Origin of the sequence: Croceivirga sp. JEA036, from assembly GCF_011882165.1 — a bacterium.
Lineage (GTDB): Bacteria > Bacteroidota > Bacteroidia > Flavobacteriales > Flavobacteriaceae > Croceivirga.
This window is the reverse complement of record NZ_JAATON010000004.1, coordinates 251,959-266,677: the sequence shown is the minus strand read 5'-3', so window position 1 is coordinate 266,677 and position 14,719 is coordinate 251,959. Positions and strand designations below refer to the sequence as shown.

The window sequence follows — 14,719 nt, the reverse complement described above, 5'->3', positions numbered from 1 at the left end:
CACCAAAAATGAACAGAAGAAAGTTTTTCCGCAACACCTCTTTAGGAGCATTAGGAACATCGTTATTAGCGCCTTTTAACTCATTAGAAGCTGCAGAAACCGCGGCTAGCTTTAAAAATAAAAAAGCTAAGAATATTATTCTGCTGGTTAGCGATGGTATGAGTACGGGCACCTTAAATATGGCCGATTTACACCTTACTAGAAAAACTGGCATAGGCAGCCATTGGATGAATCTTTATCGAGAAAACAAAGTAACCCGGGCTTTAATGGATACGGCTTCTGCCAGTTCCATAGTAACAGATTCCGCAGCCGCTAGTTCTGCTTGGGGTGGCGGTGTGCGTGTACCTAACGGTAGAATCAATATTGATGCTAATGGCGAAGCCAATCTGCCTATTTGGCAAAAGTTTAAATCTGCAGGTAAAAAAGCGGGCTGCGTAACCACCGTACCTATTACCCATGCTACACCAGCTGGTTTTTGCATTAACATTAAGTCTAGAAATGACCAAGATACCATTGCAGAAAAATATCTAGAACAAGATTTTGATGTACTTATGGGAGCGGGTAACGAACACTTTGCCGCAGACAAGCGCAAAGATGGCAAAGACCTGTACCATGCATTTGTTGCCAAAGGGTATAGCGTTGTTAAAAACAAAAAGGCTATGCAAAATGCTAGCAGTCAAAAACCCTTACTAGGCGTTTTTTATGACAGTGGGTTACCCTACGCCAAGGACCAAGAAAACACCAAAGAATTAGCCAATAGTGTACCCACCCTGGCAGAAATGACCAAAAAAGCAATTGACAATTTAAAGGATACTGAAAACGGATTTGTACTACAAGTAGAAGCTGGTAAAGTAGATTGGGCAGCACATGCCAATGATATTACGGGATTATTATATGACCAAATAGCATTTGATGAGGCTATAAATGCAGCTATGGATTTTGCAGAAAAAGATGGTGAAACACTCGTGATTATTACTACAGACCATGGCAATGCCAATCCCGGAGTAATATATGGTAGCAGCGCCAACTCAAATTTTGATTCTATTCAGCAATACAAATACACCAATGCATGGATATTAAACGGTCTCGGTAAAGAATCTTCTTTAAACACAGTAAAAGAGCGTATAGCTTATGCCAATGGCATTGCTATTAATGATGATGCAGCAAAACTACTACTATCTTACTACAAGAATTTAAATACTGATGCGGGCTGGTATAACCCTAAAAAATTACCCTTTAGACCTTTAGCCGAGTTGCAAAAGGAGCATAATTCCGTGGGATGGATAAGCATGCAGCATTCTGCAGACTATGTAGAGTTAGCCATGTATGGCCCGGGTAGTGAACTACTTGCACCGTTTATTAAAAATACCGATTTACACTATCTAATGCTTAATGCAACAGAAGTGCAAAATAACTTTTAATAAAAGCAAACAAAATCCTAAATTCGCAAATCAGTCGCATTAAGCAAATATGACCAAAGAAATCAAACATAAACTTTCTTATGTATTTCTAGCCCTTTTCCTTACCGTGAAAATGGCAGGTCTACACGTTTATACCCATGCGGAAGAGGCAGACGCTACAGAGGATTGTGCCATTTGCGAGGTGGTATTCTTAGATACCCACACTCCTGTACTACCAGAAAATGGGTCTGAATGGCAGTTAGATGTACTAACCATAAATTATCTTCAATTAAAGGTAACCTCTGCTCCCCAAAGTGTAAGCAACACCTTATTTTCTTACTTTCAATTTTCTAGGCCGCCACCACACCTCTTGGCCTAACTCTTATTTAAACTAACATTTTTGGTGTCCCTTTTTAGCGTAAACACACTGTGTTTTTGTTGGCATCCAAAAACCTATTTATTTCCTAGCCCCCTAGGAAAACCAAACTTTTATTTTAGAATAACATGTCTATTAGACAGCTCATATTTGGGCTGGGTATGGCAATTACCTCTATACTCAGTGCCCAAAACAAGCCTCCCATACAAGGTACGGTTATAGATGCCCATACCTTAGAGCCTTTATTTGGTGTAAACCTTATTGCCAAAGATGGTTTTGCTACCACAGACCAAAATGGCACCTTTCTACTAAAAACTAAGCATGATTCCTTTGTTGCTAGCCATATTGGTTATGCAGACAAGGAATATACTATCACATCTGATACCAAAACGCCCATCATTCTAAAGTTAAAATCCATTAACACCGAATTAGATGGTGTTACTTTAAAAGGTAAATCCCAACAGCGGCTTGCTCAAGAATCGGCTACGGTAAGCATAGCAGTAGATGAAGAATATTTACATGCCAATCGGGAAAATAGCCTAATGCAAACCCTAAAAAAAATTCCAGGAGTTAGTACCATGACCATTGGTTCTGGGCAATCCAAACCTACCATAAGAGGACTCGGTTTTAACCGTGTTAGTGTGGTACAAAATGGCATAAAGCACGAAGCGCAACAGTGGGGCAGCGATCATGGTTTAGAAATTGACCAGTATGGCATTGATGAAATCCGAATTATTAAAGGACCAGCCTCTTTGTTATTTGGCTCAGACGCTATTGCTGGTGTGGTAGATATACAACCCGCTAAACTACCCATGCCCAATTCCTTTTCTGGGGAAGTAACTATCCTGGGGGAAACCAATAATGACTTACTAGCTTTTTCTACAGGTATCCAAGGCAGAAAGGACCAGTGGTACTATCGTGGTCGCATAACCTATAGGGATTATGCGGATTTTAAGGTACCAACAGAGCAGATTAATTACGAGAATTACATTTTTGAACTGCAAGACAATAACCTAAGGAATACTGCAGGCGAAGAGGCTAACAGTAGTTTTAGTTTTGGATATGTAGGTGAAACATTTAGAACAGAAACCTTTGTTAGCAATGTTAACGCCAAAAACGGATTCTTTGCTAATGCCCATGGATTGGAAGTGCGTAATTCTTCTATTGATTATGATGCCTCTAATAGAGATGTAGACCTCCCTTTTCATAAAGTAATTCACATCAAAATTACCAACAACACTACCCTTCAACTTAATAACCACACCTTAAAAATAGATTTTGGTTACCAAAATAATCAAAGAGAAGAACAGTCAGAGCCTGTACCCCACGGTTTTATGCCTACGCCACCAGATAGTAAAGAGCGTATTTTCACTAAAAACACCTACGCCCTAAATGCTAAAGATGTTATAGCAATTAATAACAAACACACATTTTCTGCAGGGTTAAATACAGAGTTACAAAACAATAATATTGGCGGATGGGGATTTTTAATTCCCGCTTATGACCGTTACAGTATTGGCGGTTACCTATTTGACCATTTTGAAGCAACACCCATTCTACATTTGCAAGCAGGTATCCGGTATGACTATGGATTAATTACAACCAAAACACATACAGATTGGTTCCAAACACCACGGCAAAATGCAGACGGTTCTACCTCTACTATCTTTTTACAGCGCGCTACCAATTCTAGTTTAAATTTTAGCAGTTTTAGTGGCGGTATTGGCGCTAGTTACTTAAAAGAGCATACTACTTACAAATTAAATATTGGCAAGAGTTTTAGAATGCCTTTAGCCCATGAACTTTCTTCTGACGGAGTTAATTACCACATGTACCGTTATGAACGGGGCAACCTTAGTTTGGACCCAGAATCTTCGTACCAAATAGATGCAGAAATGAGTTATGCAAAACAAAAATTCAGCTTTGGCCTAAGCCCTTTTGTAAACTATTTTGATAATTACATCTATCTAAACCCTACCTCTAATTATTACGAAACCTTACAAATTTACGAGTATACACAAGCAGAAGTTTTTAGAATAGGAGGAGAAGCTAGCATAGGCTATCAGTGGTTTAAAAATTTTAATGTTTCCGCCTCTGCAGAATATGTTTATGCAGAACAGACCAGTGGTCCAAAAGAAGGGTTTACCATCCCTTTTTCACCTCCCTTAATTGGTATGTTCAGCTTTACCTACGGCAAAGAACAACTAGGAATTTTTACAGATATCAATTTTACTACCGATGTACGTATAGCAGCAGCGCAAAAAGAAATTGTACCACCAGAAGAAATCACAGACGGCTACCAAGTTATTCATATGTCCTTAATGGGGAAAGCACCGCTCTTTAGCAAAAGTAAACCCATACAAATACGCTTAAAACTTAATAACCTTTTTAATACAGAATACTATGATCATACTAGTTTTTACAGACTTATAGATGTGCCAGAAGCAGGCCGAAATATTGCTATTTCACTAACACAACAATTTTAAATTTTAATCTATTAATAACTACTTAAATACTTTTTTATGAAACTTAATTTTAAACACCTAGCCTTTTTATTTGTAGCTATACTTACCCTACATTCTTGTAGTGAAGATGATGATGACAACGTAAACGAAGCGGCTCCTGTAATTGCCAATTTTGAATTTGGAGAAGGAAGCACCCATAGTGCCGAACCAGTGGCTTACAAAGGTTCTGATATTCATTTAGAAGCAGAAATTACCGCAGAAGCTACTGTAGCTAGCATTACCCTAGACATTCACGGACACGATTTAGAATTGAAAGAAGGGGAAGTAGAATGGGATTTTGAGCAAGTTTTTGACGGTGCAGAATACATGGCCAAAAATCCAGAATTCCATGAGCACGTAGATATTCCTATGACGGCACCTGCTGGGGAATACCATATTTCTCTTACAGTAACAGATGCCAACGGAAACAGTACCGAAATTGAAGGCCATATAGATATTATGGAGCCAATTACCACTTCGGAAATGTCTATTGATGAAACAGTAGCCCGTGGCAGCGATTTTCATGTAGAATTTATGATAGATGCGGTTAATGGTATCCATAACGTAACCGTAGATATACATGCTCATGGTTTAGAAGTTGCAGAAGGTGAACAAGAGTGGGATTTTGAACAAGAATACGAAGAAGGTTTGCATGGCGAAACTTCTGCTGAATTCCACAAACACATAGATGTACCTGCTACGGCACCAGCTGGGGAATACCACATGATGATTACCATAGAAGACGAAAACGGTAATACTTCTGTAATTGATACCCACATTGATGTAACAGCATAAGAGTAAATAAGCCCAATACCTAAGTTAGTGTTGGGCTTTTCAATAAATTTTGATATGAAAAGAATACTATCTTTCCTAGGTATTATTGCCTTGTTAACTACAGTAGCGTGTTCTTCCGATGATGGCGCTACAATAGATGAAGAGAAACCAACTATAAGTGTAAATTTTACTGGTGGTTTTCCACAAGCCTGCGAATCATTAAAACGAGGAGAAACCTATACGTTTAGTGCTAAGGTTACTGATAATGATGCACTTGCTGCCTACAGCATAAACTTACATCATAATTTTGACCACCATACCCATGACGACCAAGGGGCAACCTGCGATTTATCGCCGATTAAAAGTCCTGTTAATCCAATGCTCATTGTAGAAAATTACACTATTGAAGAAGGTCCAAAAGAATTTACGTTTAGTATTGAAGTAACCATCCCGGAAGATATAGATGTAGGGGATTACCATTGTGGTTATTCCGTAACTGACCAAACGGGCTGGCAAAGCAGAACTTCTATAGACCTCAAGATTGTTGAATAATCGATTTTCTGTTCTATAAAAAAAGGCTGGTATAACCAGCCTTTTTTTGTTTTTGTAATTACAAAAACTAATACTTTAATTCACTAGCGGCAATTTCCTTTGTCCAAAGTTTTTTACCATCCTTATCATTTATAGTTATGGTAAGTACCCTGTCTTTCCAAGGGCCAGACACTTTTAACATTCCAAAGTTATGTTGCCCTACTAAAGTTTCTGAAAGCTTATATGCATTGGTTGCTTCATCACTAGGGGCTGCACCTGCGGTTAAAGAAGAACAAGTCAAATCATACAACGGATAAACATATTTGCTTTCCTTCATTTTACTTAGCCCCGTATGGTGTCTGTCTCCATCCAAAAATATAACACCTTCTACTCTAGACTCTCTAATTCTTCTTAACAAATATTGTTGCTCTACTGGGAAGGTAGCATAATTCTCGTGCATGGCCTCTGTACTCACCACTTGGTTACCTATCACAATGAACTTAAATGTGGCATGGCTCGCTGTTAAGGCATTTATAAGCCAATCTATTTGTTCTTTGCCTAAAATTTGGCGCTCTGTAGTAAAATTTCGATTTGCTGTTCTATAGTATCTATTGTCTAATAAAAAGAACTGAATATCACCCCACTCAAACGAACCTGTAATACCTCCAGAATCTAAAACGTCATAATTGGGGTTACCCCAAAATAATTTAAAAATCTCTGCAGATGTACGTTTTAGCCAGAAGCTACTATCAGAGTCATTTGGTCCAAAATCATGATCGTCCCAAATAGCATAATTGTGTGTAGATGCTAATAAAGGCTGCATTTCTTTTAACGAACGTGTGTGGGTATAGCGGTGCATAATACCTGTTTTAGAGTTCCAGTCCGGTTCTCTTAAATACATATTATCGCCTAACCATACCATAAAATCAGGTTGTTTTTTATGGATGGCATCAAAAATCTCGTATTCACTACCATAACCTTTTCCGGGCCTATCCATTTCTGGCTCATTAACATAAGTACAACTCCCTATAGCAAATTCAATCTCTGGTGGGTCCTTACGCCATTTCCAGAGTTCTTGCGTTTTAAATTCCATAGCGTAATCCCTTTTCACCTTACTGCCATTAACAAAAACCTCATAGATATACGTCTTACTAGGCAACACCTGGTCTGCTATAGCTTTGGCAACAAAACCTTGGTCTTTTATTGTTGTAATGGTATCTGTAGAAAATCTGGGTTGTGAAGTTCCTTTTTCTACATACTCAAAATGCACCTTTGCAGTTTCTGTAGTTTGTAGCCAGAGTAAAACCTCTTTCATTGTAGAATAGCCCACCATGGGTCCAGATTGCACTTTGTCTTGTGCCGATACAGGCCCTAAAAAGCAAAAAAACAGCACTACTGCTGCCTTAAAAATAGTTTTCATTTGTAGTCTTATTTGGTCAAAAATTAAACTATAAAAATATTAAAAATACCAGCTTTGTCTATTAAGTAGATGTAAAGAATCTAATAGCCTAGCGTTATGTGTAATTCAAAAAAACTAGAAATTTGGCCAAGAATAATAGGCCACAAACCTATTGCGGAAATTTGTTGGTTTTTAACTCAGTTCGTTGTTGGCAACAGTTTTTAAATCTGTTCAATCCTTTGGTATATTATCTTTTTAGAGTTCTCAAATATTTCTCCTCCAAACTCTTCATTATCCAATGAAATTATAGAAATGTCTTTTATTCCCATAATTCCGAAAACGAATTTTAAGTAGGTTGTTTGGAAATTCATATGCTCATTTTTTTCATTTTCTTCATATCCTGTGTCTCCTCGACTCGAAAGAATGAACATTTTTTTATTCTTAAGTAAACCAACATAATCTCCATCGGGTTGTCCGGAGCGAAATTTCCAAGTTTCATTTATACGCATCAGTTGGTCAATGTAAGATTTTAGCCCACTTGGAATTGACCAATTATACATTGGTGTTCCAAGGATATAAATATCATGCTCTTTAAATTCTTTTATCAACTTATCACTTAATTCAACTCCTGATTGGTTTTCTTCCGTTCTATTTTCCGGTTTCACAAACGCACTCGCTATCCATTTTTCATTGATTGCAGGAATTTGCTTCAATCTAACTTCTCGATAAGTAAAAATATCGCTCGGATTTTTTGCTTTCCAGTTTTCCTCAAAGAGTTGTGTTAGTTTTCTGCTGTGTGATTTTTCATTTCTCACACTAGAATTGATGATTAGTACTTTGTTCATTTTGTATTTTTTTTGAATGATGAGCAAAGTTCTGAATTGAAAATATCATAAAAATTGATGTAGTTTAAGATGCTTCTATTTTTTTACGGATTCTACTCAAAAATTCTGGAGTAATTCCCAAATAAGAAGCAATTAAATAGTTAGGAACCTTGGTGCAGATTTCTGGGTAATTTTCGATAAAATCCAAATAACGTTGTTCAGCATCAAGCACATTGTTGGTTATTATTCTTTTTTGAAGGCTTCCCAAATAATTTTCAAGAATGATTCTGAAAAATCGTTCAAGTTTTGGGATTTTTCTTAACATTTCCTGAAAAGAATCGTAACGAATTTGTAATAATTCTGTTTTTTCGATTGCCTGAATGTTATAAATTGAAGTCTTTTGTTTTTGAAAACTTTCAATGTCGGTTGCCCACCAATTATCTATTGCAAAATATAGGATTTCTTCTTTTCCTGTTTTGGCATTTATATAAAAAGCCTTTAATGCTCCGTTAATCACAAAGTTGTCCGTTCGGCAAACTTCTCCATTTCTTAAGAGAAATTCGCCTTTTTCAAGTGCTTTTTCTGTCCAAAATGATTCGATTAAGGTTTGTTCGCCGGAATCTAATTGAATATGTTTAGTAATGGAATGGATTAGTTGTTCTTTCATTCAAATTCTTGCAAGCGGTCTCGTATAACCTTCAGTTACGGAAAAGTTAGCGAATTATTTCGGATTTAGTACTGGCTGTTGCAATTGCGTTTATACCGTGTTAGCAAAAGTGTTATTTTACTTCTAATGAGTAATCCTTGAAAGTATTACCTAGGTCGTCTTTAGTTTCGGAAAGTGTATAGTTTTCTATACAAAGCATATTTTCGATTGATGAACAGTCATTCTTAAGATATTTGTTATCATTAATCCATAATGAATCATACATGATTGGCTCAATCTCTAATACTCCTTCCTGAGATACGACAGACAACTGATGTAAAACAATTTCCTTATCATTTTCGACGAATACTTCAGTATTTTGACCTTGATTAAAAAATACCAAATTGATGTCAGTCCCTAATTGGTTTACAATAGAATAGGAGGTAGAAACATATGTTCCACAATCTTCACAGTTCTTATCGCAAGATGCCAGGAATATGATATACATAAACAAGACTAGTTTCCTCATAATTATCTACTTATATTAATATATTGAATAAATAAATCATTGATTTCGGTACTGGTAGAGTTACTTGAATTGAAATAGTATGCTAATTGTGTTCTTAAGTCCTCAATATTTCTAAAGCGTCCTAAATATTCTATTTGACGTATTGTAAATCCATCCACTGTGTCAAAGGGTCTTGATGCATTTCCAATGCCTTGGTTTTGATTATCCATTAAATCAATAAACAAGGGAGTGTATTCATTTTCACCCGTTGTTCTCATCCAATTAAAGGTAACACTGGCATAATCATAATGATTAGGGTATCTCATCCTGGTCAGCAGCCAAGCTACACCCATTGCATATCCCTCTTTAAGCTTATCCCCTTTGGAACTCCAATTCCCTATTCTCACTTCCCAATGTGATGCATGTGCAAGTTCATGAAAAGTAGTATTGTATTATCTTCAGTTACGGAAAAGTTAGCGAATTATTTCGGATTTAGCACTGGCTGTTGCAATTCCTAGTGGATTCGGACGTAGTCGAATCCGCCGTAATTGCGGTTATACATTCTTGGGAACAGTTACTATACGTAAATGATAAGATTCTAATTTCCGTTTAATTCTTCAAATTCAAATTCGGAAATAGTTCTTTAAATTATTTTTGTGCTGATATTTAAATGAGTTCGATTGATTTTGGATAGTAAAATTTTAAAAAAGAGTTTTCCTTTCCGCCTATTAATTTCAATTCCGCTTTTTTAGCTTTTAATTACGAACAGCTTTGAAATTTCCGAAAATTAAGGAAGTAAGTAAAAGTCCGATTCCAATACCGATAAAAGAACCCTTTACAAAATCTGGTAATTCAAAAGAGTGAGATAAAATTTGTGAAGTTGCAATTACAAGTAACCCAATTGATAATAAAATTAATGCTCTTCTTTTCTTTATTTTTTTCATTTGATTATAGATTTTTAATAATTAGTATCTCAAATAAAGTATTTGTTACATTAAGTTTTTAGTTTAGGACGGTTTGGCTGAATTGTTGGCAATTAGCTTTGCTTATTTATTTCTAAATGCTTTCATCATTTCTTTTGGTGATATGTGGGGTCTTCCAGTAACCTTTTCAAAATCTGAATTCACTTTTGGCAAAAAATTTAGCTAACGGTCGTGTGTATGGTTTGTTGCGGAAAGTTACGCTTAAAATTTCGGATAAGCAACGAGCTATTAAAGCTGTTTAAACCTTTTAAAACGGGTTTGTAAACCTGAAATAGAAAAATTAGCACTAAACTGCTTTAATAGTGGCTTAGCTGATTGCAATGAATTCCGATTAAGGAATTTAGCCGCAATGAGCTATACACGTTGTTGGCAACAGTAATTTTTATTTACCTGTAACACGTTAAACAAATATTTTCTTCGATTTCATTATCTCGATAAAGTACATTTCCTTTACAGCTTTCAATTCGACAGGATTCCCTTATCACATTAAATTCCGCATTACAATTTACACAATATAGGTTTTCAGATTTTGGCGTATTTGGTTTTAAAAAAGCCCATTTACTGTCTAAATAATCATACTCTTCATCAATTGTGTCTTTGCATATTTTACAGAAGTAACTTCTGCTTGTTAAGTTTACTGAATGAAATTTGTTTAGTTTTTTTCTTCCAATCATAAATTCAGCAAAATCTAAGTATTCATAAGTTAATGTGTCTTCTATATCCCAATCATAAAATCCAAATAGTGGGTTTTTGAAATTGAAATTTGATAAATGTAAAAACCAAGAGTCTTTTCCAAAGAAATAGGTAAAAGCCTTTAAAATGTCTTCAATTAATTCATTTGGCTTAATTCCAATTTTTGAAGCTCCGTGAATTGCTTTATTTCTATTTTGTCTTACTTTTTCAATAAAAAGTATAAGTTCTTCGTTAATATCTAATTCTGATTCAACACCACAAAAAGTTGCAAGTAATGATTCTCCCGAAATAGTATATAAGCTATCAAAATCCTTGTCAGTTCTACTTGGTAGTGTAGGCCATTCATTTCGCTTTTTCTCAATTAATAGCAAAGGTGAAGTTTTACAAACTACAGATTTCATAAAAGTTTCAACCGCTTGATGTAATAGTATAACAGATGTTCCAATGGTTCCATCATTATACTTCCATATTTTATTCATCTCGACATCTTTTTGGATATCTTCATCATATCCTTGATAATCTTGATAAACCTTGTACAATAAATTAAATGCTTGTGTCAAACATTGAAATGTGACTTCCTCAAAATCTTTCGCTGATGGTTGGTTAATTATCAAAGTTTGTTTTTTATTGTTGCCAACAATTGAATATCCGTCATATGACAGCTATATAATTTTTAGGCTAAAGATAAAAAATATCCTTACGCATAACAGTGAATCAGCGTCAATTAACAGGAACCAGAAGTGTATAAACCGTATGACACTTAAGACCTCCCCATCACTGCTTATGAATTGAATTAAAAGATGCTTTAAAAAGATAATATTAACTAAAGACGTACTACTGGTCTACGCGTTTAGGGTTAAAAATAAACAAACAAAAGTGTATCAAAGCCGTTTTTCCGCTTCAAAACGGAAATACCACTATGCTTATGACCGTAAATAGGCTCTAAAAAGAGAATTAATATTAAATGCCTCTAAAAAAAATTGGCGATGCTGAAGTCTATTCTCTTTTACAGACGGTAAATCTAAACTTTGGTCAAATTGTATTGGAACATTGTAAGACCAATAAATTGTAAAAGATAAAAACAATAAACTATTGGCAGAGCAACGTTTACAACTATGGGGAAATAAGGTGTTTACTTTTGTGTAAGCAATTACTTAAAAGTAATCACCTTAGTCTTTTTTTTGAAGTCATTAAACACTACTCCTTCAACTCCCAAGTACGTACCCAATCATAATAGGTGGTTCTATCTTTTGCAGTGCCTGTCATGCCACCATCGGCTGGTACCGGATTCCAATCGTATGTTTCTACCACCATACGCAAATGCATAGGTATATTAAAGTCGGCTGCTGGTTTTACTTTTGCATGAAATTTACCATCTAAGAAATACAACACCTCGTCCTTACTTTTCCACCAAACACCATAAACATGGTAGTCTTCTGTTGCTTTCTCTTGCAAAGGTTGCTTTGCCCCAATTGTGCCAGATGCAATGTCACAACCCTCTGGTATGTCTCTACTGTGCGTATTAGAATTCATGTTATTTAGCATCAATTGCGCCCATTCTTGGTTTGTGGTAACCTCTCCCACACATTCCTGAATATCCAATTCTGTAGTACGTTTATCACAACCATCTGCCGCTCTCCTATCATTTATTAACCAAAAAGTAGAAGACATAAAGGTTTTATTTGCCTTCATACGGCATTCGTAATAGCCATAAGTCTTTCCTTGATAAGAACCTACATAACCCCCACCGTGGGTATACGTTTTTCCCTGCTTTACTACTGGTTTATCTAGGGTGTTGGTAATAATTTCCAAATTACCATCCGCTACGGTTATGTTGTCTGCTACAAACAGCCCTGGTGCTCTACCAATCCAACCTTGTCCAGAAATTTGCCATTTTTTCTCGTCTACTTTTTTGCCATTGAACTCGTCTGACATTCCCTTGACTAATTTCCATTTGGCTCCACTCGGTTTTGGGTCTTCCCCTGCAGTAAAAAATGGTCCTTTTTGCCCATAAGCAACTATGCCTAGCAATAGAAATGCCGCCGTTATTCCGTTTTTGTAGTGTATCATTTTTGGTCTGTTTTAATTCCGACTTAAAACTATCTAATCCACACAAAAACTATTAGCACATATAGGTTTGATACAAGAACAAATGGATAAATTAATTAGCATCTCCCATCAAAAATTGTATTCTACCGTTAATCCAATATTCGCCATTTTTATCCCCCTCTGCAGATGACAATAGCAATTCTTTATTTAGTTTAAAGGTTAACTGATTATCTAGAGTTTTAAATAAACTTGCGGTGTTTAAAATCATTAAATTGTCTAACAGGCCGTGCTTTTCCTTTAGTAATTTTTCAAGGGCTGTCACTGGATTTTCTTGCGCCGTAAGTCCTAAATATTCAATAGCTCTTAAACGCACTAGCACTTCATCGTCGTTTTCTTTTAAATTGCGAATAATTGGTGTAAACGCTATTGCTTCTTCTTTAAAAGCGCTACAAACTATAAGTGCCCAATACCTTTTCCATGGATTGTCTGATTTCAACGCTTTTGCTATTTCTGCTTTTGCTTCTGTAAAAGGTAACAGTTCTAAATTGGCGATTGCAATGAGTTCCCCTATTTCTTTCTTATGCTTTTGACCAAAATCAACTGGATTATTGATAGCATGCTGCCGCAAATAAGACTCTGGATAAAAACTTAAATCTGGCCATCCTGTTACCTTATCGTTTAAGGCTTTTCTCAGTTCTTGTAGTTTTTCCGCAAATTGAGGACTATTAGCCAAATTTTTAATTTCATGGGGGTCTGTAGAAACATTGAACAACTGCTCTACTGGTCTTGCCTTAAAAAATGCTGCTTGCGTTGCTGTTAGCGCTCCTTTTCGGTACAAGGCTAACCATTCTTGATATGCTTTTTGTTTATACCGGTACGCATTATAGAGCGCATCTACATTGAACGGTTGGTAGTTTCTTATATACTTGTAATTTCCTATTCGGATGCTCCGCACCAAATCGTACTTTTCATCAAAACGGTCTGCATGTCCAATGGTTAGTTGTTGTTTATTTAGTTCTTGCAAACTAACATCTTTACCCATAAAGGCTTTACCGTCCATTTGCTTAGGAACGGCTACGCCAGCAAGATTCAATAGTGTAGGCGCAAAATCTACAAAACTTACAAAACCATCTACCCTACTCCCCGCTTTAGCAGGAAAAAGATGCCGCCATTTTTCTGGTATATAAACCACTAAGGGAACCTGCAAACCACTCTCATAAATATATCCTTTAGAACGCGGCAGTACCCCACCATGGTCTCCAAAATAAAAGATGATGGTATTATCTAAAACTTGATCCTCTTTTAGCTGAGCTACAAGCTCACCTATACGCGCATCATCATGTCTGTGCTTCTCATAATAATAGGCATAGCTTTTTCTAAAAGTTGGTGTGTTTGGGTGGTATGGAAACACTGTAATATCATCTGGGTTACGATGCAAATCTGTGATTGCATAATCATCCAATCGTTTATGCATACTACCTTCATGGGTATCGTGCAAACTCCAGACCTGCATAAAAGGCTGCCCCTCTTTTCTATTTCTGTAAGATGCCTCTTTGGAGCTATCATCCCAAATACCATCTAATTCAAAATTATAATCTTCCTTAGCGCAATTGGCCATGTAATACCCTGCCTCTTTTAAATATTCTGGATATGATTTTAAGCCCTCTGGTAAGGGAACTTCAAAGGCATTTCTATGAAATTGGCTACCCGTCCTTGGCGCATAGGTTCCGCTTATGAGCGTGCTTCTAGCTACAGAACATACCGCTCCATTAGAAAATGCATTATTGAATACAATACCTTCTGCCGCCAACGCTTCTACATTGGGCATGGAAACGCCATTTTCAGGGTCGTACAATTTTAACCATATGGCCGAATTGTCTTCTGTAGTAATCCAAACAATATTGGGTTTTTCTTGCTGTGCAAAACCGTACATTACCCAAAAAATTACCAAAAAGAGTAGTAGACTGGTTTTTATATTATTTTGTTCTTTCAATTGGTATGGCATTTATATCACTATTTAACGTATTCTTTT

14 protein-coding genes are annotated in these 14,719 nt (G+C 36.2%); 5 read left to right on the top strand and 9 right to left on the bottom strand.

Annotation, left to right across the window (positions count from 1 at the left end):
- The first annotated feature begins 8 nt into the window (after positions 1 to 8).
- The 5 genes from HCO57_RS12490 to HCO57_RS12470 all read left to right on the top strand — a co-directional run bounded on the left by HCO57_RS12490 (position 9) and on the right by HCO57_RS12470 (position 5,606).
- Entirely contained in the window at positions 9 to 1,421 is a 1,413-nt protein-coding gene (locus HCO57_RS12490; RefSeq protein ID WP_167989297.1) for an alkaline phosphatase, read from the top strand.
- Between the two features lie 49 nt (positions 1,422 to 1,470).
- Positions 1,471 to 1,779: a hypothetical protein gene (locus HCO57_RS12485; protein ID WP_167989296.1), complete on the top strand. Its 309-nt coding sequence runs from the start codon at positions 1,471 to 1,473 to the stop codon at positions 1,777 to 1,779.
- A gap of 125 nt (positions 1,780 to 1,904) precedes the next feature.
- Positions 1,905 to 4,262, top strand: a complete 2,358-nt coding sequence (locus HCO57_RS12480) for a TonB-dependent receptor domain-containing protein (RefSeq protein ID WP_167989295.1) — start codon at positions 1,905 to 1,907, stop codon at positions 4,260 to 4,262.
- 36 nt (positions 4,263 to 4,298) lie between these two features.
- Complete coding sequence (locus HCO57_RS12475) at positions 4,299 to 5,075, top strand: DUF4625 domain-containing protein (RefSeq protein ID WP_167989294.1); 777 nt, start codon at positions 4,299 to 4,301, stop codon at positions 5,073 to 5,075.
- Positions 5,076 to 5,129: 54 nt separating this feature from the next.
- A complete protein-coding gene (locus tag HCO57_RS12470; protein ID WP_167989293.1) occupies positions 5,130 to 5,606 on the top strand; it encodes a DUF4625 domain-containing protein in 477 nt (158 codons plus the stop codon).
- Between the two features lie 67 nt (positions 5,607 to 5,673).
- Here the strand turns inward: HCO57_RS12470 and HCO57_RS12465 are convergent, their stop codons facing one another.
- From HCO57_RS12465 to HCO57_RS12425, 9 genes are all read right to left on the bottom strand, one after another.
- On the bottom strand, positions 5,674 to 7,005 hold the full coding sequence (locus HCO57_RS12465; RefSeq protein ID WP_167989292.1) for an alkaline phosphatase D family protein: 1,332 nt from the start codon (positions 7,003 to 7,005) through the stop codon (positions 5,674 to 5,676).
- 200 nt (positions 7,006 to 7,205) lie between these two features.
- Complete coding sequence (locus HCO57_RS12460) at positions 7,206 to 7,829, bottom strand: FMN-dependent NADH-azoreductase (RefSeq protein WP_167989291.1); 624 nt, start codon at positions 7,827 to 7,829, stop codon at positions 7,206 to 7,208.
- 64 nt (positions 7,830 to 7,893) lie between these two features.
- On the bottom strand, positions 7,894 to 8,475 hold the full coding sequence (locus HCO57_RS12455) for a Crp/Fnr family transcriptional regulator (protein WP_167989290.1): 582 nt from the start codon (positions 8,473 to 8,475) through the stop codon (positions 7,894 to 7,896).
- A gap of 112 nt (positions 8,476 to 8,587) precedes the next feature.
- Positions 8,588 to 8,983: a hypothetical protein gene (locus HCO57_RS12450; protein WP_167989289.1), complete on the bottom strand. Its 396-nt coding sequence runs from the start codon at positions 8,981 to 8,983 to the stop codon at positions 8,588 to 8,590.
- 2 nt (positions 8,984 to 8,985) lie between these two features.
- Positions 8,986 to 9,369 carry a hypothetical protein gene (locus HCO57_RS12445; protein ID WP_167989288.1) on the bottom strand — a complete coding sequence of 128 codons (384 nt, stop codon included), beginning with the start codon at positions 9,367 to 9,369 and terminating at the stop codon, positions 8,986 to 8,988.
- 348 nt (positions 9,370 to 9,717) lie between these two features.
- Positions 9,718 to 9,906, bottom strand: a complete 189-nt coding sequence (locus tag HCO57_RS12440) for a hypothetical protein (protein ID WP_167989287.1) — start codon at positions 9,904 to 9,906, stop codon at positions 9,718 to 9,720.
- Positions 9,907 to 10,331: 425 nt separating this feature from the next.
- Positions 10,332 to 11,252: a hypothetical protein gene (locus HCO57_RS12435; protein WP_167989286.1), complete on the bottom strand. Its 921-nt coding sequence runs from the start codon at positions 11,250 to 11,252 to the stop codon at positions 10,332 to 10,334.
- Between the two features lie 583 nt (positions 11,253 to 11,835).
- A complete protein-coding gene (locus HCO57_RS12430) occupies positions 11,836 to 12,708 on the bottom strand; it encodes a family 16 glycosylhydrolase (RefSeq protein ID WP_167989285.1) in 873 nt (290 codons plus the stop codon).
- 91 nt (positions 12,709 to 12,799) lie between these two features.
- Positions 12,800 to 14,692, bottom strand: coding sequence for a sulfatase-like hydrolase/transferase (locus HCO57_RS12425; RefSeq protein ID WP_245167589.1), 1,893 nt, complete (start codon positions 14,690 to 14,692; stop codon positions 12,800 to 12,802).
- Between the last annotated feature and the right edge of the window lie 27 nt (positions 14,693 to 14,719).

What these genes read in the sequence shown, in the direction of transcription:
- HCO57_RS12490 (WP_167989297.1), top strand. Translation starts at nt 9, where the DNA reads ATGAACAGAAGAAAGTTTTTCCGCAACACCTCTTTAGGAGCATTAGGA.
- HCO57_RS12485 (WP_167989296.1), top strand. Translation starts at nt 1,471, where the DNA reads ATGACCAAAGAAATCAAACATAAACTTTCTTATGTATTTCTAGCCCTT.
- HCO57_RS12480 (WP_167989295.1), top strand. Translation starts at nt 1,905, where the DNA reads ATGTCTATTAGACAGCTCATATTTGGGCTGGGTATGGCAATTACCTCT.
- HCO57_RS12475 (WP_167989294.1), top strand. Translation starts at nt 4,299, where the DNA reads ATGAAACTTAATTTTAAACACCTAGCCTTTTTATTTGTAGCTATACTT.
- HCO57_RS12470 (WP_167989293.1), top strand. Translation starts at nt 5,130, where the DNA reads ATGAAAAGAATACTATCTTTCCTAGGTATTATTGCCTTGTTAACTACA.
- HCO57_RS12465 (WP_167989292.1), bottom strand. Translation starts at nt 7,005, where the DNA reads ATGAAAACTATTTTTAAGGCAGCAGTAGTGCTGTTTTTTTGCTTTTTA.
- HCO57_RS12460 (WP_167989291.1), bottom strand. Translation starts at nt 7,829, where the DNA reads ATGAACAAAGTACTAATCATCAATTCTAGTGTGAGAAATGAAAAATCA.
- HCO57_RS12455 (WP_167989290.1), bottom strand. Translation starts at nt 8,475, where the DNA reads ATGAAAGAACAACTAATCCATTCCATTACTAAACATATTCAATTAGAT.
- HCO57_RS12450 (WP_167989289.1), bottom strand. Translation starts at nt 8,983, where the DNA reads ATGAGGAAACTAGTCTTGTTTATGTATATCATATTCCTGGCATCTTGC.
- HCO57_RS12440 (WP_167989287.1), bottom strand. Translation starts at nt 9,906, where the DNA reads ATGAAAAAAATAAAGAAAAGAAGAGCATTAATTTTATTATCAATTGGG.
- HCO57_RS12430 (WP_167989285.1), bottom strand. Translation starts at nt 12,708, where the DNA reads ATGATACACTACAAAAACGGAATAACGGCGGCATTTCTATTGCTAGGC.
- HCO57_RS12425 (WP_245167589.1), bottom strand. Translation starts at nt 14,692, where the DNA reads ATGCCATACCAATTGAAAGAACAAAATAATATAAAAACCAGTCTACTA.